Genomic DNA, 21,274 nt, shown 5'->3' with positions numbered 1-21,274 from the left:
TCCATTCGACCGGTCAAACTGAGGGAAAGGCGATGCTGAACATCAGACAGCCGGCGGTTGCCGACCGTTTCTATCCAGGCGATCCCCAGGCGCTCACCCGGATGCTCGACCATCTATTGGCGGCTGCCCATCCCCCCGCTGTCCCAGCGCCCAAGGCCCTGATCGTACCCCATGCCGGTTATGTCTATTCCGGGCCGGTGGCGGCCACGGCATATGCGACACTTGCCCAGGTTAAGGATCGGATCGAACGGGTGGTCTTGCTTGGGCCATCGCATCGGGTGCCCTTTCATGGGCTGGCGGCGCCGAGCGCCGCGGCCTTTGCTACCCCCTTGGGTCTGGTCCCCATCGACCGTGCGGCGATCGAGCCATTGCTCAAACTCCCCCAAGTCCAGATCCTGGATGCGGCGCATGCCTGGGAGCATAGCCTCGAGGTGCAACTACCCTTCTTGCAGCGGGTGCTCGCCGATTTCAAGCTCGTCCCCCTGGTCGCCGGCGAGTCCGAACCCGAGGCCGTGGCCGAGGTCTTGGATCGACTCTGGGGCGGTCCCCAGACCCTGATCCTGGTGAGCTCGGATCTGACCCATTATCTCGACTATCACACCGCCCAACGCATCGATGCCGCGACCTCGCAGGCGATCGAATTCCTGCGCCCAGAGGGGATCGGCGAGGATCAGGCCTGCGGTCGCGTGCCCTTGCGCGGCCTCTTGACCCTCGCCCGTCGGCGGGGGCTTAAGGCCCAAACCCTGGACCTGCGCAACTCGGGCGATACCGCCGGCGGGCGCGATCAGGTAGTGGGATATGGTGCCTATGCCCTTTTCCCCGGTCCCTCTGCACCAGGGAGAGGTGAGGGGGCAAAGACCGAGAGGGGCCTTCCACATGGCCTATGACCAGGACCTGCGCGCCATCTTGCTTGAGGTCGCTGCCGACTCGATCGCCCACGGGCTCAGGCACGGGCGCCCGCTCGCCGTCGATCCGAATGCCTACCCCGAGCCGCTGCGCGACCTGCGGGCGACCTTCGTGACCTTGGAGCATTGCGGGCAGTTGCGCGGCTGTATCGGGGTACTCGAGGCCAGCCGCCCCCTGGTCGAGGACGTGGCGCAAAACGCCTTCGCTGCGGCCTTCGAGGACCCAAGGTTTCATCCCCTAGGCGCGGATGAATACCCCGAGATCGAGATCAAGGTCTCGATCCTTACCCCCCCTGAACCCTTGGTCTTCGGCTCAGAGGAGGAACTCATCGCCCAGCTTCGCCCGGGGATCGATGGCCTGATCCTGAGCGACCGCGGGCATCGCGGGACCTTTTTACCTGCGGTCTGGGAGCAATTGCCCGAGCCGTACGCCTTTGTAGAACATCTCAAGCGCAAGGCGGGGCTGCCGTTTGGCTATTGGTCGGATAGCCTCAAGGTTTCACGCTATGAGACCGAGTCTTTTGGGGCCCCGACCTCACCTCACCCCCGGGCCCTCTCCCTCGGCGAGAGGGGAAAATGGTAGTGTAGGCGACCAAACCCATTGGGTTGCCCACGCCCAACCGATTGCGCGTAAGCACAATGTGCCCGCTCTACACTTGAGTCGCGTCGGAATGACGGTCAGCAGGTAGGCTGGGCACGACATGCCCAGCCTACCCTATTGCCCCCGCCGCTCTCACTGCACGAGATCTTACAATCGAAGCTCCAAGAATCGATCGAGGTCTTAAGCATGCTGCAAGGATCCACAGGGAAGCGAGTGGCGAGTCGGCCATTCATCGCGCTGGGGCTTGCATTGCTGGCAATGGGGATGCTGATCTGGTTTTGGCTCGCCCAGGCCAAGATGCCTCGACCGGTGCGTGTCGGTCTGTATCAAAACCCACCCAAGGTCTATCGCGACGAGATCGGCCGCCCCGCTGGTCTGTTCATCGAGCTTTTGGAGGCAATCGCCCGGGCGGAGGGTTGGCGGCTCAGCTATGAGGACTGCGAATGGCCAGATTGTCTGAACCGCCTGAAACGCGGCGCGCTCGACCTGATGCCAGATGTGGCCTATACCGCCGAGCGCGCTGAGCGGTTTGATTTTCATCAGGTCTCAGTGGCCGGGAGTTGGTCGCAGATCTATAGCCGACCCGATCTGGCGGTCGCTCATCTCGGCGATCTCGCCGGCAGGCGGGTGGCACTCCTCCGGGGCAGTGTCCAACAGGAGTTTTTCGATCAACTCATGAAAAACGCGGAACACCCCTATGAGCCGATCTTGGTCGAGTCATTGGAGGCCGGTTATGCGGCGGTGGCAGCGGGTCAGGCGGATGCGGTGGTGACCAACAGCTTCTTTGCCGCCCATAACGGCGCCCGCTACCATCTACGCGAGACGCCCATCCTGTTTCTGCCCACGGCGCTCTATTTCGCTGCCCCTAAGGGACGTAGCGCCGACCTCTTGGCGCGCATCGATCATTATCTGGCCGCCTGGCGCAGCGAGCCCGATTCGGTCTATTTCAAGGCGGTGCAGCGGGCGATGGCCCTGCCGCCCGAGGTGCGCATTCCCCCGATCCTGCGCTGGTGGGCCCTTGGGTTGGGTAGCGCCCTGATCTTACTGCTCGGCCTCAATCTGATGCTGCGCTGGTTGGTCAATAAGCGCAACCAGGCGCTCACTCAGACCACCCACGAACTGGAATACCAGCGTGCCCATCTGGAGCAATTGGTCGCCGCCCGCACCGCCGAGCTTGAAGGCTTGATGGAGGAGATGCGCCTGGCGCGCGCCCAAGCCGAGTCGGCGAGTCGGTTCAAGTCCGAGTTTCTGGCCAATATGAGCCATGAGATCCGCACCCCCTTGAACGCGGTGCTGGGGATGCTGCACCTGGTGCTGCGCAAGGAGCTTACAACCGAGGTGCGCGATCGTCTCACCAAGGCGCAGTGCTCGGCCAAGTTGCTCTTAGGACTCATCAACGACATCCTGGATCTCTCAAAAATCGAGGCCGGTAAGCTCGAAATCGAACTCACCGAATTCAAGCTGGATGCGCTCATCGATCAGGTGAAAGACACCATCGACCCCCAGGCGCTAGCCAAGGGGATCGCGTTCTCGCTTCACCAGGATCTCACCATCCCCCCGATCCTGATCGGTGACCCGCTGCGTCTCAATCAGGTCATCCTCAACCTGTGCAGCAATGCGCTCAAGTTCACCGAGCGCGGCGAGATCGAGCTCAGGTTCGAGGCACTGGAGATCGAGGAAAAAGAGCTGGTGCTTCAGGTTATGGTGCGCGATACGGGGATCGGGATCGCGCCCGAGGTGCAGGCATACCTGTTTGAGCCCTTCACCCAGGCCGACCGCTCGACCACCCGTCGCTTCGGGGGGACCGGGCTAGGGCTGGCGATCAGCCGCCGCTTGATCGAGCAGATGGGCGGGCGGATCTGGCTCGCTCAATCGGCCCCAGGCCAGGGCAGCACCTTTTGTTTCGCCCTGCCCCTCGGGGTCGCCCGCAAGGCCCTAGCAGAGCGTCAAGAACTCCTCGCCCAGATCCGATCGCTGCTCAAAAGGTTGCGCATCCTCGTAGTCGATAGCAACCCTAGCTCATGTGCGCGCCTCAGCGAGCTCCTGCGCTCCTTGCAGCTCGAGGTCATGGCGACCACAGAGGCAGGCGCGGCCCTGTCCATGCTGCGCGATGCCTCGGGTTATGACCTGGCCTTCATCGATTGCCGGCTCATCGATATGACCGGCCAGGAGCTGATCCGGCGCATCCATCAGGATCTGCGGATCACTCCGCGCCCCAAGCTGATCCTGATCAGCGACCACGGGCGGGATGAGATGCAGTGCGAGGCCGATGGCTTGTTGATCAGACCGATCTCGTCCTCGTTTCTCCTCGATACCCTCCTCTCGGTGCTTGGACACGGGCGTTTGTTGAAGGCAGAGGGGCTTGCGGACGAGGGGCCAGCAGTCCAAGCCTGCGGCTGGTCAGGCCTTGACCACCCAGCAGGCATGGCTGAGGGTGCGCTCACTGGGGCGCGTATCCTCCTGGTGGAGGACAACGAGATCAACCGCGAGTTCGCCTGCGAGCTCTTGCGCAGCCTGGGCGCGACCGTCGATGAGGCCGCCGATGGCGCCGAGGCCTTGGAACGGGTGCAACAGGCGACATACGACGCCGTGCTCATGGACATCCAGATGCAGGTGATGGATGGGCTGGAGGCGGCGCGGCATATCCGCGCCCTGGGCGAGCAGTTTGCCGGACTGCCGATCATCGCCATGACCGCACTCGCCATGGCCGAGGACCACAAAAAGGCACTCGCCGCCGGCATGAACGATTACCTCAGCAAGCCGATCGACCCCGAGCATCTCTTCGCCGTCCTCTGCCGTTGGCTCACACCTGCAGGCCAAGCGCAACTGCCGCCCCCCGCCGCTGTAGTCAAGGAGAGACTCCCCCCTGAATTCGCGGCGCTTCATAGCCTGGATGTGCACGCTGGCATTCAACGCATCGGCGGTAAGATCGACGCCTACCGCAAACAACTATCCCGTTTCCACCAGCGCTATACCCAAGCGAGCCTTGAGCTCGAATCACTCGCCTGCGATCAGGGCCCTGCCGTTGCCCAATCGCGGTGTCACGCACTCAAAGGTCTGATAGCCAATCTCGGGGCCAAGACGCTGTTTGACCAGATAAACGCGATCGATGACTGTCTCAAACGCAATCAACTTCCGCCAGCGGATGCTTGGCAGGCATTGCACCGGCACTGGCAGACCTTGATCGACGAGATCGATGGGCTTGAACGCAGCACACCTGTTGAAGGGCCGGCCCAGTCAAAGACCCTAAGCCCAGACGAACTCAGGGACCTGGTCGAGCGATTGCTCCGGGCACTTAATGACGATCTGGGGGCGATCGACCATCTGCTGAGCGAATTGCGCGCCGGCACCACTGGCACGGGCATCGAGGATGAGCTGGCGGCCATCGCCGCCGACTGTGAGGTCTTTGCCATCGACGAGGCCCTGGCGCGGACCCAGCGGCTGCGCCAGACCCTGGCGGCTGGCTAGGCGCCATCCATCCCTGCGCCAACAAACCCTTGGGGAAACACTGAATACATCGGTTCTCATCATGCCAGCGTCAGCCAGAATCCATACAAATCGGATCATCTGGACCCCGGCTTGCGCCGGGGTGACGAACGCCGGAAATGACGATATGGGACCTTTGCAGCGTTTCCTTAAGAGGCCTCCTGGACAGCGAGAGAGGGCCACCAGGGGTCAAGCGAACGGTCGATCAGCGAGGACTCGCACGATAATACAGTCGATGCTTTGCTATCTTTTGATCCGTTGGATCCGTTGCTTCCTGATCTTTGCGTCTGTCGTCGCAGGAGACAGGAAGGTTTCAAACGGTGTCTGCTCAAACAACCCTCGACTGAAGTTGAAATCCTTAATCGTAGGACAAGGCAGTAACCATCCTTGACATGAGGCGTGTTTACAGCCGCCCTTGGCGAGACGCCTGCCTGCGCCGCAGGACGGACTCACTAATGCGGGTAAGGTTCCGATTTGCATTCAAGTCGCTGTGCGCCCACAGACCACAGTGGGACACTTAAAGCGATGCTTCGAGCACCTACTCAAACCTCCACACCTCGTCTGGCAAGCCGCAATTCCTCCCGCGACTTCAATCGCGGGTTTCCCTGCGAGGGTCTATGAATGCGATGCGCACCCGCCTGTTGATCGTCGATGATGTCCCTGAAAATCTGCACACCCTGATGGAGATCCTGCGGGGGGACTATGCCCTGCTCGCGGCCACCAGCGGCCAACAGGCCCTCCAGCTCGCCCGCCGCCTGCCACCGCCAGATCTGATCCTGCTGGATATCCGGCTGCCCGACCTGGATGGCTATGCGGTCTTGCAGACCCTGAAGGCGGAGACGGCGACCGCTGCGATCCCCGTGATCCTGATCAGCGTGCTGAACGAGCCGGGCGAGGAGTCGCGCGGTCTGGCGCTGGGTGCCGTTGACTATATCAGCCGGCCGGTCAATGCAGACCTGTTGCGCCGGCGCATCGCCGACCAACTCGAGCTCCAGCGTTACCGGCAGCGTCTGGGCCTGGAGATTTCGCACCCCGTACTTGCTCCTGCGGTGCATAGAAGGCCTTGTTTGCTGGTCGTCGATGATATGCCCGAGAACATCCATGAGCTGATCGAGGCGCTGAAGGACGACTATGCCATCCAGGTCGCCCGCTCCGGCGTCGAGGCGATCGAGCAGGTCGCAGGCCCACATACACCCGATCTGATCCTGCTCGATGTCCTGATGCCCGGCATGGACGGTTATGAGACCTGCCGACGGATCAAGACCCTGCCGGCAGGGAACAGGATTCCAGTGCTCTTTGTGACCGTGGTCGATGCCGTAGAACACAAGGTGCGGGGCTTTGCCCTCGGGGGCGCCGATTACATCACCAAACCCTTCGACATCGACGAGGTCCGGGCACGGGTCTGCACCCACCTGGAACTGGCACGTTTGCGCCAGCATCTGGAGTCCATGGTAGCCGAACGCACCGCCCATCTCGAGGAGAGCGAACAGAACTACCGCATCCTCGCCGAGTATTCGCCCAATTGGGAATACTGGCTTGGACCCGACGGGCAGTATCGTTATGTCTCGCCGGCCTGTGAGTCGATCTCGGGCTACCGTCCCGAGGACTTTTTGGCTGACCCCGGGCTGATGGAGCGCCTGATCCATCCCGCCGACCTGGAGGCCTGGCGCGAACATGTCCATGATGATCAGGCCAGGCTCTCAGCGCTGATCTTTTGTCTCCAGGCACGGGATGGGAGTGAACGCTGGATCGAACATCTCTGCCAACCCGTCTACGATCGCAACGGTCGGTTCCTGGGCCGACGCGGCTCGAATACTGACATCACCCTCCGCCGCCGCATGGAACATCGGCTCGAGTTCATCACCCATCGCGACCCCCTGACCGGTCTGCCGAACCGGGTGTTGTTGCACGAGCTCTTGCAACAGGCCATTACCCAGGCAGAGCATAGTGGGGGAGGTTTCGCCCTGCTCTTCATCGATCTCGACGATTTCAAGACCATCAATGAAAGCCTCGGCTACAACCTGGGTGATCTGCTGATCCTAGCCATCAGCCGGCGCCTGCAAGAGCTTTTGCCCGAGGATACAACCCTGGCGCGGATCGGCGGCGATGAGTTTGTATTGATCCTCGGACATCAGGCCGGTCAGCCCGGGGTCGATCTCCTGGCCCAGGACCTGATCGATGCGCTGGGCAAGCCGTTCGCCATCGACGGCAACCCCATCTATATCGGCGCCAGCATCGGTGTTGCCCTCTATCCAAGCGACGGGCAAGACGTCGAGACCCTGTTGTGCAACGCCGAGACAGCCCTACATCAGGCCAAACAGCAAGGCCAGCGTCTGTTGCGCTTCTTCTCCCCCGAGATGACCCAGCGGGCACGAGAGCGCCTGCATCTGGAGGCCGAATTGCGCCGCGCCATCACGCACGATGAGCTATTTTTGGTCTATCAGCCGCAAGTCAATCTCACCACTAGCAAGCTGGTAGGGATGGAGGCCCTGGTGCGCTGGCGGCATCCCGAACGCGGGCTGATACCCCCCAATGCCTTCATTCCTCTAGCTGAAGAAAGCGGGCTGGTGGTCAGCCTAGGCGATTGGGTCCTGCGCGCCGCCTGCCGTCAGCTCCGCGCCTGGCTGGATGCCGGCCTGACGCCGCCGCGGACAGCGATCAATATCTCGGCAGCCCAGTTGAGTGAAGATCAGTTCGTCGGGCGCATCGCCGAACAGCTGCGGCTGTATGTCCTATCACCCCAGTCCATCGAGGTCGAATTGACAGAAACCTGTGTCATGGTCGACAGCGAGCGCTCCTTTCAGTCGCTGGCCGAGCTACACGCGCTCGGGGTGCATCTCTCAATCGATGATTTTGGCACTGGCTATTCCTCCCTCGCCTATCTCCAGCAGATCGCAGTCAATAAGCTCAAGATCGACCTGTCGTTCGTGCGCGATGTCACGACCAACCCCAACAATGCCGCGATTGTGCGCGCCATCATTGCCCTGGGCAAGAGCCTTGATCTCGAGATCATCGCCGAGGGGGTCGAGTCGCCTGAACAGGCCGATCATCTCAGGTCACTCGGCTGCGACAGCATCCAGGGTTATCTCATCAGCCGCCCGCTGCCCGCAGACGAAATGGCAGCCTGGTTGCGCCAATGGCCTGCCAGCAGCGAGCAAACAGGGCAAGCATGACGCAGTGCGCGCACCGCGCTCACTGCCCCTACGTCGTCAAATCTTCGCAGGGGCGGTTGCCGAGCATCGCCATGAGCCTGTGTCCCAGCGCGCGGTCTGGACAAAGGACCACAGCCACCCGATCGGGCGTGGCGGGGTCTGCATAGACCCTGGCGCCTGCCTCGGCGATTGCCGCAAGCTCAGGCTCAGTCAGCGGGCCTTCGCTGAAGACCGAGATCATCCACCCCCCCGGGATCGGCGGCGGGGGTCTAAAGGGTTCACCGTCCACCAGCGCCACCCAGGCCGGGATGAAGTGCGGCCCATAGAGGTCAAAAAAGCCGGTTGAACCGCGCAGATGGGCCTCAATGGGTCGGCCGCCGATGAGTTCAAGGTTACATAGACCGGTATAACCGCCTAGATGGCGCTCGACCCACTCGCGGATGGCCGGCGCAAGCAGGGGGCGCTCGATCCCCACCTCCCAAGAGAGCGGGCGGAAGCGGTCCTTGTGCTCGGAGGCCAGGCTATGCGCCATCCAGACGACCTCGCCGTCTTGCACCAGACAATCGGTGCTGGTGTGCTCGCCCCCCAGCGCCTCGCACCAAAAGAGTCCAGGCTCGGGCGGGACCTCGGCGGCGCGATAGAGACCCGCCCGCCGCGCTGCGCCATAGAGATTGATGATCGGTTTGACGAAGACCGGATCATCCGGCTCAAACCCACAGTCGCAGGGCTCGACGCCGCAGGGCGCGGCGCGCAGTCCCGCGTCCAGGGCGAGCTGCAGCCGGTCATAGACCTGGCGGTAGACGGGATAGAGCCGCCAGGCAGTGGGGTCGCTGACCGCGACCGCGGCGCGTGGCTGCACCCGAAAGAGATGGCTGCGTTCGGCGGGGATGCCGATGAACATCTATGCGGCCCGCTCGACCTGACACAGGCTGGACTTGAAGGGCGGAAAGCCGCTGATCGGGTCCAGGTGCTGGTCAGCGGTCAGCTCGTTGACATTGGCCTCGTTCCAGCCGTGTGGACAATGGACCACCCCCTGCTTGATCGCCTCGGTCACCCGCGCCTTGAAACGCACCCGTCCGCGCGGCGAGCGGACGATGACCCAGTCGCCCTCCTCAATCCCACGCGCCGCAGCATCCAGGGGATGGATCTCGACCAGCGGATAAGGGATGGCTTGGCGAAGGGAAGGGAAGCGCTGATGCTGCGAATGGGTGAAGAACTTGGTCCGCGCCCCACTCGTTAAGACCAAGGGATACCCCTGGGCGATCTCAGGGGTGGAGAGCGGGCTTTCGGCAGGCTCGCGGTAGACCGGCAGCCCATCATGACCAGCAGCGCGCAGCTCGGATGAATCAAATTCGACCTTGCCGCTCGGGGTGGGAAAGCCGCGCAGGCGATAGAGCCGGTCGGCATCCAAAAACCCGTGTTCAACAAGGTCCTCGATCGCCTGGGCATAGACGGTGACCCCCTCGGGGTTGTCATAGACCTGTCTGCGGATCTCTTCGGGCAACCCCTGGGCCGCCTCTGCCCAGCTCGCCTCCAGGTCCCCATTCCAGAAGAGATCTGCCATACCAAGCCGAACCCCCAGCGCCAAAAAGATCTCAGCATCCGGGCGCGCCTCGCCGCGCGGCCTGACCGCCGCCCGCCGATAGCGCAGCTCACCCTGATAGGCGCAGCCCGGATAGGCGATCAAGGCCGAGCGCTCGAGATTGGTCGCCGCTGGCAGCACGATGTCGGCCTGCAAGGTCGCTGGGTTATGCAAGAAATCGCTCACCGCAAAGAACTCAAGGGAGGCGAGGGCACGCTCCATGCGCTTAGAGTTTGGCCACATGGCGGTATTGATCCCCATGGCCAAGAGCGCCCGCACCCGCTGGGGCCGACCCTCGAGGATACAGTCAGGCAGCAGCATGCTCTGGCCCGCTGGCCAGTATTTGGTCCAGACGGGATAGACCTCCTCGCCGATGCGCGGCGGCAGATGCTGGCGGCAATGGTCGAAGAGGTCGATCGGCTTGGGTAGGACCTTGTCGTTGAAGAACCGGTTTCCACCCTCGCGGTCCAGGTTCCCGGTCACCGCCGAGAGTAGGATCACCGCCCGATGGTTCTGAAAGCCATTGCTGTGCTGGACGGTGGCGGTAGGCGATAGGGTGATCTGGGCGGGCTTGGTCGTGGCGAAGATCTCGGCGGCCGCCCCCAGGTCATCGGCCCTGACCCCGCAGATCTCAGCCACCCGCTCGGGGGTGAACTCGGCGATATAGTCGCAAAACGCCTCGACCCCGTCGCACCATTGGTCTAGAAATTCCTGATCCTGCCAACCATTTGCAACGATCAGGTGATGAAACCCCAGGGCCAGGGCACCATCGGTCCCTGGTCGGATCTGCAAGAAGACATCGGCGCGCTCGGCTAGGGGGGTACGGCGCGGATCGACCACGATCAACCGGCGATCCGGCTTGGGGTCAGCGAGCCCGTGGCTCTCAAACAGGGGGATCGAGCCGCGCGGATTGGTGGACCAGAAGAGATGACAGCGGGTCTTGGGTGAGGGGACCGTCGAGGTGGTCTTGATCCGATAGCCGAAGGTCACCTTCTCGGCCACCAGGGTCGCCGAGAAACAGCAGCCGCTCTCGGTGAGATAATTGGGCGAGCCGAAGGCATGGGCCAGGCGTTGCAGTTGGGGACGCGCCTCCTTGGTATAACCGGCGAAAAAGGCGACCGCAGGCGCGCCATGGTGCTCACGGATCTCTAATAGCCGCTCGGCGATGGTATCCAGGGCCTCATCCCAGGAGATGCGCTCAAACCGGCCGCTGCCGCGTGGTCCGATGCGCTTTAGGGGATAGAGTAGGCGCTCGGGATGATTGCGCCTTTCGAGCTGGACCACACAGCGCGGACACTCCGGCGGGCCTTGGACGGCGATCGCTTCGCCTTGATCATCGAGCTCCACCCGGATGGGGCAATTGGCATCGCATTCGTAACAGGTACTGATGACACTCGACATACTGCTCTCCTCGCATAGGCCCCGAGCCGTTGGGTACGGATTGCGCCTCCTAATTGAGGCCGCATCGGGCATCCTCAAGACATGAGATGCGAGTGCAGCCGTTTCGCCCCCATGACCCAACTGTAGAGGGTGCGCAGTGCGCACCTAACCCCTCATTGCAACAGGCAGCAATCGATGAACCCCTTTGGGCACCGCCCCTCTCCAACAACGGCCTATGAATGATCTACCCAAACCCGACTACACCGGCCAGGGTCTCCTCAACCTGATGAGCAGCCTGATCGAGGCGCGTGGGTGGGTGAGCGCACACCCACCGCTCGCCGGGCTTGATCTCGAGGACCTCAAGCGCGTCACCAACCTGATCCTTTTGGTCATCGATGGGTTGGGCGATGCCTGGCTTGCCCGCCATGCCCCAGATGGGATCCTGAGCCGGGCGCGGATTGGGGCGATCAGCTCGGTCTTTCCCCCCACGACTACCTCGGCGATCGCGACGGTGCTGACCGGCTGCTCGCCGCTCGAACACGGGCTGACCGGCTGGTTTACCTATTTCGCCGAGCTTGGGGCGGTGTTGGCGGTCTTGCCGGGGCGCCCGCGTTACGGCGGTGTCTCCTATCGCCGGGCAGGGATCGATCCCCAGCGATTGCTCGGCCTGCCCTCGCTCTTCGACCGCATCCAGACGCGCGGGATCGCCTTGGCCCCCGGCTGGATCGCCGATTCGGATTTCAACCGGGCGCTCATCGGCTGCGGCGAGGTCTATGGCTTTGACTCATTGGAAGAGATGTTTAACCGTACCCTGCGCCTGATCCGCCCGCGCCGACGTTGGGGGCGCTGGCGGATCTCCCAGGAACGGCGGTATCTCTATCTCTATTGGCCGAGGCTGGATGCGATCGGGCACGAACAAGGGATCGAGAGCGCGGCGGCGCAGGTCCATCTTGCCGAGATCGAACAGGCCTTAGAGGGGTTCTTAAGCGCCGCAAAGGACACGGATACGGTGCTGGTGGTCACCGCTGATCACGGTCAGATCGATGTAGAACCCCAGGCGGTCATCGATCTTGCGGATCACCCAGCGCTTGCCGAGTGTTTGGTCTTGCCCCTCTGCGGCGAGCCGCGCGCGGCCTGGGCGTATGTGCGCGCCGGCGCGCAACAGCGTCTTGAATCCTATTGTCGCGATCGACTGGACGGGATCATTGAGCCCGCGCCAAGCCACGAGCTGATCGCCGAGGGCTATCTTGGGCCCGGCCCTGCCCATCCGCGGATCTGGGAACGGGTCGGTGATTATTGTCTGCTGCCGCGTGAGGGTTACATCATCCGCCACACCCTGCCCTTAGAGGAGCGACTGGTGCAGATCGGGGTGCACGGCGGCTTAAGCACCGCTGAGCTGTGGGTACCGCTGTGCGCCTTTTGGCTGTAATGCCTGGGGGGCGCGGGCGCCCCACCCGCATGACCCAACTGTAGAGCGTGCCCTGTGCATCTAAAGCTCACATCAGCCCAAGCTGCAATCGTACCTCATCGCTCATGCGCTCCTGATTCCAAGGCGGATCCCAGACGAGATGGACCTCGACCTCCCCTACTCCCTCGACCTGCTCGACCGCGCGTTTCACCATCAAGGGCATCATCCCTGCAACCGGACAGCCAGGGGCAGTCAGGGTCATATCGATCGCTACGTTGCCATTGGACGCGATCTCGATGCGATAGATGAGCCCCAGGTCATAGAGATTGACGGGGATCTCGGGGTCATGGACGGTACGCAGCGCCGCGATGATCGGTTCGCGCAGTTCCTCTGGGTCGATGCGCTCGACCGCTACCCCTTGATCGCTGGACTCGCGTCTCCCCTCCTGCTCGGTGTCTCCCCCATCCTGGCCAAAGCCCGCCAGACGCGCCAATCTGTTCATGATGGTTTCTCGCCTCATCAAAACCAAGCTAGTGACGCACCGCCACCCACCTCAACCCAAGCGCCGATCGATGGCAGCGGTGAGAGAGCCGCGCAATGATTCATCGGCGAACTGATCGATGATCTCGCCAGCAAAACCCAGACACAGCATCCGGCGCGCAAGCTGTGCCTCGATCCCGCGCGCGCGCAGATAAAACAAAAGCTCCGGCTCGATCTGGCCGACCGTGGTCCCGTGGCTGCATTGCACATCGTCGGCGTTGATTTCGAGCTGCGGCTTGGCATCGACCTCGGCCTGCTCGGAGAGCATCAGGTTGCGGTTGGTCATGGCGGCATCGCTCTGTTGGGCAGCGCGCGCGACCAAGACCCGCCCATCGAAGACCGCCCGCCCCTGCCCGTCGAGGATGCCTTTGAAGTGTTCGAGGCTGCGGCAGGCGGGTGCCTGATGTGCGATATCGAGATGGTAATCGAGCAATTGTCCCGTGCCCGCCAGATATAGCCCCCAAAGCAGGCATTCTGCACCCCGCCCCTGGAGTCGGGCATTAAGCTCGGTACGCGCCCAGCGCCCGCCAAGGCCGATGTTGATCCCCTGATAGCGACTAACCTCTGCCTGGACGAGATAGAGCCCGCTGAGATGAAAGGCAGCAGGGGCTTCGGTCTGGATGCGTTCATGGCGCAAGAGCGCATCGCGCGCCAGGCTGACCTCGATGACAGCATTGGTACAGGATGGGCCATCGCCGAGTCCGATATAGCGCTCGATCAAGGCCGCCTGGGCGCCGGCTTCGAGATGGACCAGGATGCGCGGCTGCACCACCCGCAGCTCGGGATCGCCAGATGAGATGTGGATGATCTCGATGGGCTGATCGAGCACGATCCCGGGGCCCAGGCGAATCGCCAGGCCATCCGTAAGTGCGGCCTCGTTCAACAGGGTGAAGAAAGCCTCGTCGCCATCGCCCACCGCCCTGGGCCAGGCGCGCAGGGCATCGGGGTCCTTGGCCAGCCAGCCACGCAGGCTGTAGATCTGGATCCCCGCCGGCAAGGGGGTCGGCGAGGAGAGCGCGGGGTTGAGACATCCATCGACTAGAATCAGGCGATGGCTATCCAACCCTGGGATCAGACAGGCGTCGATCGCCGCTTCGGGCAGGTCGGCAGGCGTGGGTACCGCAGCGAATCCCTGTTCTAGCAGGGTCTTGAGGCTGGTATAGCGCCAGGCCTCATCCTTGGCATGAGGCAATGGCCGTCCTTCCAAGGACACCAAGGCCCGTCGGCGACGTGCAACCCACCAGTCGGGCGCATCACCATCCGCCGGTCCCAACCAGCGTTCCAGACCGCCATCCAGCAGTGCATTCATGCCGCAAGCCCCGCATCGATCCAGCCATAGCCCTTTTGTTCGAGCTCAAGGGCCAGCTCAGGACCGCCCGAGCGGATGATGCGCCCGCCTGCCAGGACATGGACATGATCCGGCTGGATATAGTCGAGCAGACGCTGATAGTGCGTGACCAGGATCATGGCGCGCTCGGGCGAGCGCAGGGCATTGACCCCATCGGCCACCACCCGCAGGGCGTCGATGTCGAGCCCCGAATCCGTCTCATCCAGGATGGCCAATCTGGGTTCCAAGATCGCCATTTGAAAGATTTCGTTGCGTTTCTTCTCGCCGCCCGAAAAGCCGACATTGACCGGGCGTTTCAACAGCGACTCGTCCAGATGCAGGATCTTCAGTTTTTCACGCATCAGGCGCATGAAGGAAACGGCATCGAGCTCGGGCTCGCCGCGCGCCTTGCGGATGCTGTTGAGCGCAGTCTTTAAGAAATAGGTGTTATTGACCCCGGGCAGCTCAACGGGGTACTGAAAGGCCAGAAAGAGCCCCTGTTGCGCCCGCTCCTCGGGTGTGAGCGCCAAAAGGTCTTCGCCCAAGAATTCGACCGAGCCCGAGGTCACCGAGTAGCCCTCGCGCCCGGCCAGGACATGGGCGAGCGTGCTCTTACCCGAGCCATTCGGACCCATGATCGCATGGATCTCCCCCGGCCCAACCTCCAGATCTAGACCCTTGAGGATCTCACGTTCGCCGACATTCGCCCGCAGGCCCTTGATAGACAACATGATGCATACTCCGGATTGACCTAACCGACCGCACCTTCGAGGCTGATGCTCAAAAGTTTCTGGGCCTCGACCGCAAACTCCATCGGCAGCTCATTAAAGACCTCTTTGCAAAAGCCATTGACGATCATCGACACCGCATCCTCGGTATCGAGCCCGCGCGCGCGGCAATAAAAGAGCTGATCCTCGCTAATCTTGGAGGTCGTGGCCTCGTGTTCGACGCGGGCGGTGGGGTTTTTCACCTCGATATAGGGGACGGTATGGGCGCTACAACGGTCGCCGATCAAGAGCGAGTCGCATTGGGTATGGTTGCGCGCGCCCTCGGCGCGCTGAGCGACCCGCACCAGACCGCGATAGGTCTGGCGCCCGAACCCCGCCGAGATCCCTTTGGAGACGATGGTCGAGCGCGTGTTCTTGCCGAGATGGATCATCTTGGTGCCGGTGTCGGCCTGCTGATGTCCCTTGGTCACTGCGACCGAATAAAAGGCACCGACCGAGCCCTCACCGCGCAGGATGCAGCTCGGATATTTCCAGGTGATCGCCGAACCCGTCTCCACCTGGGTCCAAGAGATTTTGGAACGCGCGCCCCGACAATCTCCGCGCTTGGTGACAAAGTTATAGATCCCACCCCGCCCCTCGGCATCGCCGGGGTACCAGTTTTGGACCGTGGAATATTTGATCTCGGCGTCATCCAGGGCGATCAGCTCGACCACCGCGGCATGGAGCTGATTTTCATCGCGCTGGGGTGCGGTACAGCCCTCGAGATAGCTCACATAGCTGCCCGCATCGGCGATGATCAGGGTGCGTTCGAACTGACCGGTGTTGCGGGCATTGATGCGGAAATAGGTCGAGAGCTCAAGCGGACAGCGCACGCCTTTCGGGATATAGACGAAGGTCCCATCGCTGAAGACTGCTGTGTTGAGACAGGCATAGAAATTATCCGTATAGGGGACCACGCTCCCCAGATATTGGCGCACAAGCTCGGGATGTTCGCGCAGGGCCTCAGAGATCGAGCAGAAGATCACCCCAGCCTGCGCCAGGGTCTCGCGGAAGGTGGTCGCCACCGAGACGCTGTCGAAGACTGCATCGACCGCGATCCCCGCAAGCGCCTTTTGCTCCTCGATAGGGATACCCAGCTTGTTATAGGTCTCGATCAGGGCTGGATCGACCTCGTCCAGGCTCTTGGGCCCGTCTTTGCGACGCTTAGGGGCCGAATAATAAGAGATCGCCTGAAAATCGATGGGCGGATACTCGACGAAGGCCCATTTGGGTTCCTGCATGGTCAGCCAATGGTGATAGGCCTTGAGCCGATGCTCGGTCATAAACCCCGGTTCGCCCTTGCGCCGCGAGATCTCGTGGATGATCTCCTCATTGAGGCCCGGCGGGAGGGTATCGGAGTCGATCTCGGTGACGAATCCATGCGCATAGTCCGAGTTGACGATGTCTTCGAGGGCTTGGGATCCGCTCATGGGTCCTGGCTCCGCACGTATATTCAGTGATCGCTGTTGGGTTCGGGATATGTGCCCGCTGTAGGCCGAATCAATGTCTGCAAAGGCCGCCTCTGTGTTGGGTTTTGGGATGGAGACGATTTGATGAAAATTTGATTATATTCCGATCGGGCGATCCGGTCCCAAGACCCTAGATGTCGGGCGATGTAAAATCCCCTGCAATGACCGCTCGCCTGCATCAGGCGGGCGCTATCCTTGCAGCCAGATCCATCTTCACGTATCCACCGAGATCAGGACCACCATGAGCACGAGCCATGCCCGCATCGAGGATGACCCTGACCGCCTGGAGCTCGATGACCCCAGCCTGTACTTAAGCCGCGAGCTGACCTGGCTGGCCTTCAACCGCCGTGTGCTCCATGAAGCTGAGGACCCGCGCACCCCCTTGCTCGAACGGGTCAAGTTCCTGGCCATCGTCAGCAATAACCTCGATGAATTCTTCATGAAGCGCATCGGGGGCCTGAAACAACAGATCGCCGCCGGCGTCCATACCCCTGGGGTGGATGGCCGCACCCCCGTCCAGCAGCTCAAGGACTGTCAAACGGCGGTTCGCGCCTTTCTTAGCGATCTTGAGCGCGCCTATCGCGAGGTCATGCGGAAGCTCGATGCCCATGACATCCGCATTTCACCCTACAGCGCCTTACCGAAAGACACCCAGACCAGGCTGCGCGAGCATTTTCGCGCCAATATCTTCCCTATGCTCACCCCCTTGGCGATGGACCCCGCCCACCCCTTCCCCTTCATCTCGAATCTGGCACTCAATCTGCTGGTCACCCTGCGCTTTCCCGGCGGCAACGAGGTCTATATGGCGCGGGTCAAGGTCCCCGTCCATAAGGACGTATCCAAGCGGTTTATTGCGGTCGATGGCAGCCACACCTATGTGACCCTCGAGGACCTGATCGTCAACAATATCGACATGCTGTTCCCGGGGATGGAGTTCGTCTCCTGCGAGCTCTTTCGGGTCACGCGCAATGCCATCGTCGAACCGGACGTCGAGGCAGCCAATGACCTCTTGGAGCTGATCGAGAGCGAGCTGCGCGAGCGCCATTTTGCGCCCATCGTGCGCCTGGAGGTCGAACCGGGCATGGACCCAACCCATCGCGGGATGCTAGCCGCCGAGCTTGGCCTCAACGAGGCCGAGGATGTGATCGAGGTCGAGGGGCTGATGGCGATGCGCGACCTCTTCGAGCTAGCAGCGATCGAACGCCCCGAGCTCCATGACCGTCCCCATCGCCCGGTCGATCACCCGCTCCTGGCCAATGACCGGCGCAATATCTTTCATATCATCCGCGAGCACGGCCCGATCCTGCTCCAGCATCCCTATCAGCCTTTCAGTACCTCGGTCGAGCGCTTCTTGCGTACCGCCTCCGAAGACCCCAAGGTCTTGGCGATCAAGATGACGCTCTATCGCACCTCGGGCGGAGCCATCCTGGATTCATTGATCCAGGCAGCACGCAACGGCAAACAGGTGGCCGTCTTGGTGGAGCTCAAGGCGCGGTTCGATGAGGCGGCTAATATCCAATGGGCCAGGCGCCTGGAGTCCGAAGGCATCCATGTCAATTATGGCGTGATGGGTCTCAAGACCCACAGCAAGCTGATCTTCGTGGTACGACGCGATTATTCGCAGCTACGCCGTTACTACCATATCGGCACCGGCAACTATCATCCTGGGACCGCCAAGCTCTATACCGACCTTGGGATGCTGGGCTGCGAAGAGGAGATCGGCCAAGACCTGACCGAGCTCTTCAACTATCTCACCGGCTACTCACCGCCGCCGAGCTATCGCAAGATCCTGGCCGCTCCCTATACCCTGAAGCGTGCCATCCTGGACAAGATCCACCGCGAGATCGAACATCAGAGACGATCGGGCAACGGCCTCATCCAGATGAAGATGAACGCCCTCGAAGACCCAGATGTCACACGCGCGCTCTACAAGGCGGCGCGTGCCGGCGTCCAGATCGATCTGATCGTGCGCGACACCTGCCGCTTCCGCCCTGGGATACCCGGTTTGAGCGAACGCGCGCGGGTGATCTCCATCGTCGGGCGTTTTCTGGAACATGCGCGCATCCTGTATTTCCACAACGATGGTGATGAGGAGTATTACATCGGTTCGGCGGACATGATGCGGCGCAACCTCGAAAGCCGGGTCGAGGTCTTGGTGCCCGTCGAAAGCCCCGACCTGCGTCAGGAGCTGAGGTTGATCCTGGACGTTCAACTCGCCGATCGCCGCTCGGCCTGGGAGATGCACCCGGACGGGACCTATACCCAACGCATCCCCGAGGATGACACCCAAAAGGGTGCGCAGGAGACCTTGATCCTCTTGGCAGAGAAGCGCCTAGCCGCAGCAGCAAAACACAAGGAAAAAAAGATCCGCTCGCGTCTTTTGAGCCACTTCCAATGGCGCCTGCGTGAATTGGCGAGCGGCGAGACCTAAAGGACCTATAGCAAGCCATGATTGCAAATTCAAAACTCGCCCCTCTTCCCTCTCTCTTCCCTCTCCCAAAGGGAGGGGGCATGGCGTGGGAGGGAGCCAACCCTAGTATTACAAGCTATGCGTGATAGTGGATAATTTTCCACATGGAAAGCGCGATGATGGGCACAGGCAAGGCGGCGAAGCGGCTTGGCGTTTCGGTCAAGACCTTGCAACGCTGGGAGCGCGAAGGGGGTTTGATCCTGGTGGCGCGAACAGTCGCGAGGCACAAATCCGCGAGTTGATTGGCTTGCGCAGTAAGGTATCAGAGCCAATGCGGATTGATGCCTACTGTCGCGTATCCAGTGCTGCGCAGAAGCCAGACCTCGCCGACCAGCGCAAGGTGTTGGAAGAGTTTGATGTGGCGAAAGGCTTGTCGAATGTTGAGTTCGTTGAGGAAATCGGCGGCGGCCTGAACTTTATTGATCCGAAACCAATGAACTTATATTACGCGGCATCATGGAGCTTGGGATGCTGGAAGTAGCGCATGATGCGTTGGGGGGAATTGAGAAGGCGGCGCAGGTGGCTGACGGTCGCCTTCTTCAGATCGCCCTTGGCGCGGGAGGGCGCCTGCGCGGTGATGGTGGCCTTGAGCATCTCGTTGGGGTTCAGTGCCGGGCTGTAGGAGGGGAGGGAGGACGCCTCGATTTGATTGGCGCATGCAGCCAGCCACGCCTTGACTGGCTTGGTGTGATGCACGCGCAGGTTGTCGAGGATGAGGAAGATCTTCTTGCCCCTGGCGTCCTTGACGAGCCGCTTCATGAAGTCGATCAGGATGTCGGCGTTCATCGCCCCCGCGAACGCCTTCCAAGGCACCTTGCCGCAGTTGGTCAGCGTCGAGATCACCGACAGGCCTTCGCGACGGTGCGTGACGCGAATCTCGGGCGTCTTGATCGCCGGCGGGCTTTGCTCATAGGCGCGCCGAATCGGTTTCTGGGGCGTCAATCCCCAGCGCACCATGTACTTGCCCTCCCCCTGCGGCCTGAGCTCGATGCCAAAACGGTCGAGGATCAACTGCCGCACCGCCTGCCGGCTCCACAGCGCAAACGGCAGCTTCAGCTGATCCGGTGTCCCGTCGCACATGAGCTTGCGTATCTGGGCGTCCTGCTCCGCCAACAGCGCCCGCTTCTCACCCACCTTTCCTTGAGCCCTTGGGCCCCTTCGCGCCCATAGCCTTTGCAGATGTCGAACACCCCTGCGCCCAACAATCCCCTCTGCGCGCCTATCGCTTCATACGTCCAGCTACGCCGCCGCTCTTCGCGCGCCGCAAACGACAGCAATCTCATGTCTCGTCTTTCCATGCCCACGACATCAGGACAGCTCACTCAATTTCAAAAGCATGTGTTTCTTATCAAGAATGCCGCGCTCAATCTCAAACGGCTGGCAACCGCAACTGCCCTACCCGTGGCGAGTCCGTCCGGTAACGGCGGCGCTACAGCAGAGAGGGTCTCTGCCGTAGTCGGGAAAGTCACGCCTGTCAGAGACGAATGCGCTCCGCATTCGGGGCAGGAAGAGCACAGTGCGCCTGTTTGCGCACTTTCTTGAGAGCAGACTGGGGGTGAGGTGACCCCATGACCCAAAGACCGCAAACCCTGCTCAAACGCCATCTCACCGCCCTGATCCGCCGGCGTCTTGGCCTGCCGCTGATGCTAGCAGGCACGGTAGCCGCAGCCATCATCGCTTGGACAGCGGACCTGATCCCCGCCGGCTGGACGCTGGGTGCAAGCGGTCAGACCTGCCGGGTCGAGCGGGTCAGCGACGGCGATACCCTGCAACTGCGCTGTGGGTTCAAACCGGTCAAGGTCAGGCTCTATTGCATCGATGCCCCCGAGATGGGACAAAGCCCCTGGGGTGAGCGCTCACGCGCCCATCTGAGCTCCATCACTCCGCGCGAGGTCAAGCTGGTCAAGATCGACCATGATCGCTATGGTCGGATCGTCGGTGAGGTCTATACGGTCGAGGCCAGTCCGCGGCTCCTCAACCTGGAACAGGTCAAAGCGGGCCAGGCAGCGGTCTATGACCAATATTGCGACAACCCGCGTTATGCCAGCGCCGAGCGTGAGGCCAAACGGGCCAAATGTGGGATCTGGAGCCGCCCGGGCGAACAGCAGACCCCTTGGCGCTACCGCCAACGCGAGCGCTGAACAGCCAGCATCGAGAAATCGAGACAGAGGCGCTGGATAGGTTGCG

The 21,274-nt window shown here is 61.9% G+C and carries 16 protein-coding genes; 9 read left to right on the top strand and 7 right to left on the bottom strand.

Translation table 11 applies throughout. The features are described 5' to 3' along the window. Positions 1-32 precede the first annotated feature (32 nt). The 4 genes from amrB (at position 33) to GWK36_RS05270 (ending at position 8,165) form a co-directional block, all read left to right on the top strand. Positions 33-887 (top strand): AmmeMemoRadiSam system protein B, encoded by an 855-nt coding sequence (gene amrB, locus GWK36_RS05285; RefSeq protein ID WP_166270253.1) that lies wholly within the window; start codon positions 33-35, stop codon positions 885-887. Next, positions 877-1,488, top strand: coding sequence for an AmmeMemoRadiSam system protein A (amrA, locus tag GWK36_RS05280; RefSeq protein ID WP_166270252.1), 612 nt, complete (start codon positions 877-879; stop codon positions 1,486-1,488). Before amrB ends, amrA begins: the two co-directional genes overlap by 11 nt. Positions 1,489-1,692: 204 nt before the next feature. Further along, a complete protein-coding gene (locus GWK36_RS05275) occupies positions 1,693-4,974 on the top strand; it encodes a response regulator (RefSeq protein ID WP_166270251.1) in 3,282 nt (1,093 codons plus the stop codon). Between the two features lie 635 nt (positions 4,975-5,609). Next, positions 5,610-8,165 carry a GGDEF/EAL domain-containing response regulator gene (locus GWK36_RS05270; protein ID WP_166270250.1) on the top strand — a complete coding sequence of 852 codons (2,556 nt, stop codon included), beginning with the start codon at positions 5,610-5,612 and terminating at the stop codon, positions 8,163-8,165. Positions 8,166-8,193: 28 nt separating this feature from the next. Here GWK36_RS05270 and GWK36_RS05265 read toward each other — a convergent pair whose 3' ends face one another. After that, positions 8,194-9,045, bottom strand: coding sequence for a hypothetical protein (locus tag GWK36_RS05265; protein WP_166270249.1), 852 nt, complete (start codon positions 9,043-9,045; stop codon positions 8,194-8,196). Then, entirely contained in the window at positions 9,046-11,127 is a 2,082-nt protein-coding gene (locus tag GWK36_RS05260; protein WP_166270248.1) for a molybdopterin-containing oxidoreductase family protein, read from the bottom strand. It lies immediately after the preceding gene. A gap of 214 nt (positions 11,128-11,341) precedes the next feature. Here GWK36_RS05260 and GWK36_RS05255 point away from each other — a divergent pair, with 214 nt between their 5' ends. After that, positions 11,342-12,535 carry an alkaline phosphatase family protein gene (locus GWK36_RS05255; protein WP_166270247.1) on the top strand — a complete coding sequence of 398 codons (1,194 nt, stop codon included), beginning with the start codon at positions 11,342-11,344 and terminating at the stop codon, positions 12,533-12,535. 67 nt (positions 12,536-12,602) lie between these two features. Here the strand turns inward: GWK36_RS05255 and GWK36_RS05250 are convergent, their stop codons facing one another. Genes GWK36_RS05250 through sufB form a run of 4 tightly spaced genes read right to left on the bottom strand, consistent with a single transcriptional unit; the run spans position 12,603 to position 16,578 of the window. Further along, positions 12,603-13,016, bottom strand: a complete 414-nt coding sequence (locus tag GWK36_RS05250; protein ID WP_166270246.1) for an SUF system Fe-S cluster assembly protein — start codon at positions 13,014-13,016, stop codon at positions 12,603-12,605. Between the two features lie 51 nt (positions 13,017-13,067). Beyond that, the gene (gene sufD / locus GWK36_RS05245) at positions 13,068-14,363 is read right to left on the bottom strand and encodes a Fe-S cluster assembly protein SufD (protein WP_166270245.1); all 1,296 of its coding nucleotides are present in this window, start codon (positions 14,361-14,363) and stop codon (positions 13,068-13,070) included. Beyond that, positions 14,360-15,112, bottom strand: a complete 753-nt coding sequence (gene sufC / locus GWK36_RS05240) for a Fe-S cluster assembly ATPase SufC (RefSeq protein ID WP_166270244.1) — start codon at positions 15,110-15,112, stop codon at positions 14,360-14,362. Before sufC ends, sufD begins: the two co-directional genes overlap by 4 nt. Positions 15,113-15,132: 20 nt before the next feature. Continuing rightward, positions 15,133-16,578 carry a Fe-S cluster assembly protein SufB gene (sufB, locus tag GWK36_RS05235; RefSeq protein ID WP_166270243.1) on the bottom strand — a complete coding sequence of 482 codons (1,446 nt, stop codon included), beginning with the start codon at positions 16,576-16,578 and terminating at the stop codon, positions 15,133-15,135. Between the two features lie 280 nt (positions 16,579-16,858). Here sufB and ppk1 point away from each other — a divergent pair, with 280 nt between their 5' ends. Then, complete coding sequence (ppk1, locus tag GWK36_RS05230) at positions 16,859-19,048, top strand: polyphosphate kinase 1 (protein ID WP_166270242.1); 2,190 nt, start codon at positions 16,859-16,861, stop codon at positions 19,046-19,048. A 127-nt stretch (positions 19,049-19,175) separates the two neighbouring features. Beyond that, a complete protein-coding gene (locus GWK36_RS15310; RefSeq protein ID WP_246237701.1) occupies positions 19,176-19,568 on the top strand; it encodes a hypothetical protein in 393 nt (130 codons plus the stop codon). Here the strand turns inward: GWK36_RS15310 and GWK36_RS05220 are convergent. Continuing rightward, entirely contained in the window at positions 19,532-20,221 is a 690-nt protein-coding gene (locus GWK36_RS05220) for a transposase (RefSeq protein WP_425482779.1), read from the bottom strand. The genes GWK36_RS15310 and GWK36_RS05220 overlap by 37 nt on opposite strands. A gap of 204 nt (positions 20,222-20,425) precedes the next feature. Here GWK36_RS05220 and GWK36_RS05215 point away from each other — a divergent pair, with 204 nt between their 5' ends. Together GWK36_RS05215 and GWK36_RS05210 are read left to right on the top strand one after the other, a co-directional pair. Continuing rightward, positions 20,426-20,629 (top strand): hypothetical protein, encoded by a 204-nt coding sequence (locus GWK36_RS05215; protein WP_210756863.1) that lies wholly within the window; start codon positions 20,426-20,428, stop codon positions 20,627-20,629. A 26-nt stretch (positions 20,630-20,655) separates the two neighbouring features. Beyond that, complete coding sequence (locus tag GWK36_RS05210; protein ID WP_166270241.1) at positions 20,656-21,228, top strand: thermonuclease family protein; 573 nt, start codon at positions 20,656-20,658, stop codon at positions 21,226-21,228. Positions 21,229-21,274: the final 46 nt, after the last annotated feature.

The sequence above is a fragment of the Caldichromatium japonicum genome, from assembly GCF_011290485.1.
GTDB lineage: Bacteria > Pseudomonadota > Gammaproteobacteria > Chromatiales > Chromatiaceae > Thermochromatium > Thermochromatium japonicum.
The sequence above is the reverse complement of the archived record's forward strand: the minus strand, read 5'-3'. Positions and strand labels throughout refer to the sequence as shown.

Coding starts and splice junctions, on each gene's coding strand:
- amrB (WP_166270253.1), top strand. CDS start 33: ATGCTGAACATCAGACAGCCGGCGGTTGCCGACCGTTTCTATCCAGGC.
- GWK36_RS05250 (WP_166270246.1), bottom strand. CDS start 13,016: ATGAACAGATTGGCGCGTCTGGCGGGCTTTGGCCAGGATGGGGGAGAC.
- amrA (WP_166270252.1), top strand. CDS start 877: ATGGCCTATGACCAGGACCTGCGCGCCATCTTGCTTGAGGTCGCTGCC.
- GWK36_RS05260 (WP_166270248.1), bottom strand. CDS start 11,127: ATGTCGAGTGTCATCAGTACCTGTTACGAATGCGATGCCAATTGCCCC.
- GWK36_RS05210 (WP_166270241.1), top strand. CDS start 20,656: ATGACCCAAAGACCGCAAACCCTGCTCAAACGCCATCTCACCGCCCTG.
- ppk1 (WP_166270242.1), top strand. CDS start 16,859: ATGAGCACGAGCCATGCCCGCATCGAGGATGACCCTGACCGCCTGGAG.
- GWK36_RS05255 (WP_166270247.1), top strand. CDS start 11,342: ATGAATGATCTACCCAAACCCGACTACACCGGCCAGGGTCTCCTCAAC.
- GWK36_RS05265 (WP_166270249.1), bottom strand. CDS start 9,045: ATGTTCATCGGCATCCCCGCCGAACGCAGCCATCTCTTTCGGGTGCAG.
- sufD (WP_166270245.1), bottom strand. CDS start 14,363: ATGAATGCACTGCTGGATGGCGGTCTGGAACGCTGGTTGGGACCGGCG.
- GWK36_RS05275 (WP_166270251.1), top strand. CDS start 1,693: ATGCTGCAAGGATCCACAGGGAAGCGAGTGGCGAGTCGGCCATTCATC.
- sufC (WP_166270244.1), bottom strand. CDS start 15,112: ATGTTGTCTATCAAGGGCCTGCGGGCGAATGTCGGCGAACGTGAGATC.
- sufB (WP_166270243.1), bottom strand. CDS start 16,578: ATGAGCGGATCCCAAGCCCTCGAAGACATCGTCAACTCGGACTATGCG.
- GWK36_RS05270 (WP_166270250.1), top strand. CDS start 5,610: ATGAATGCGATGCGCACCCGCCTGTTGATCGTCGATGATGTCCCTGAA.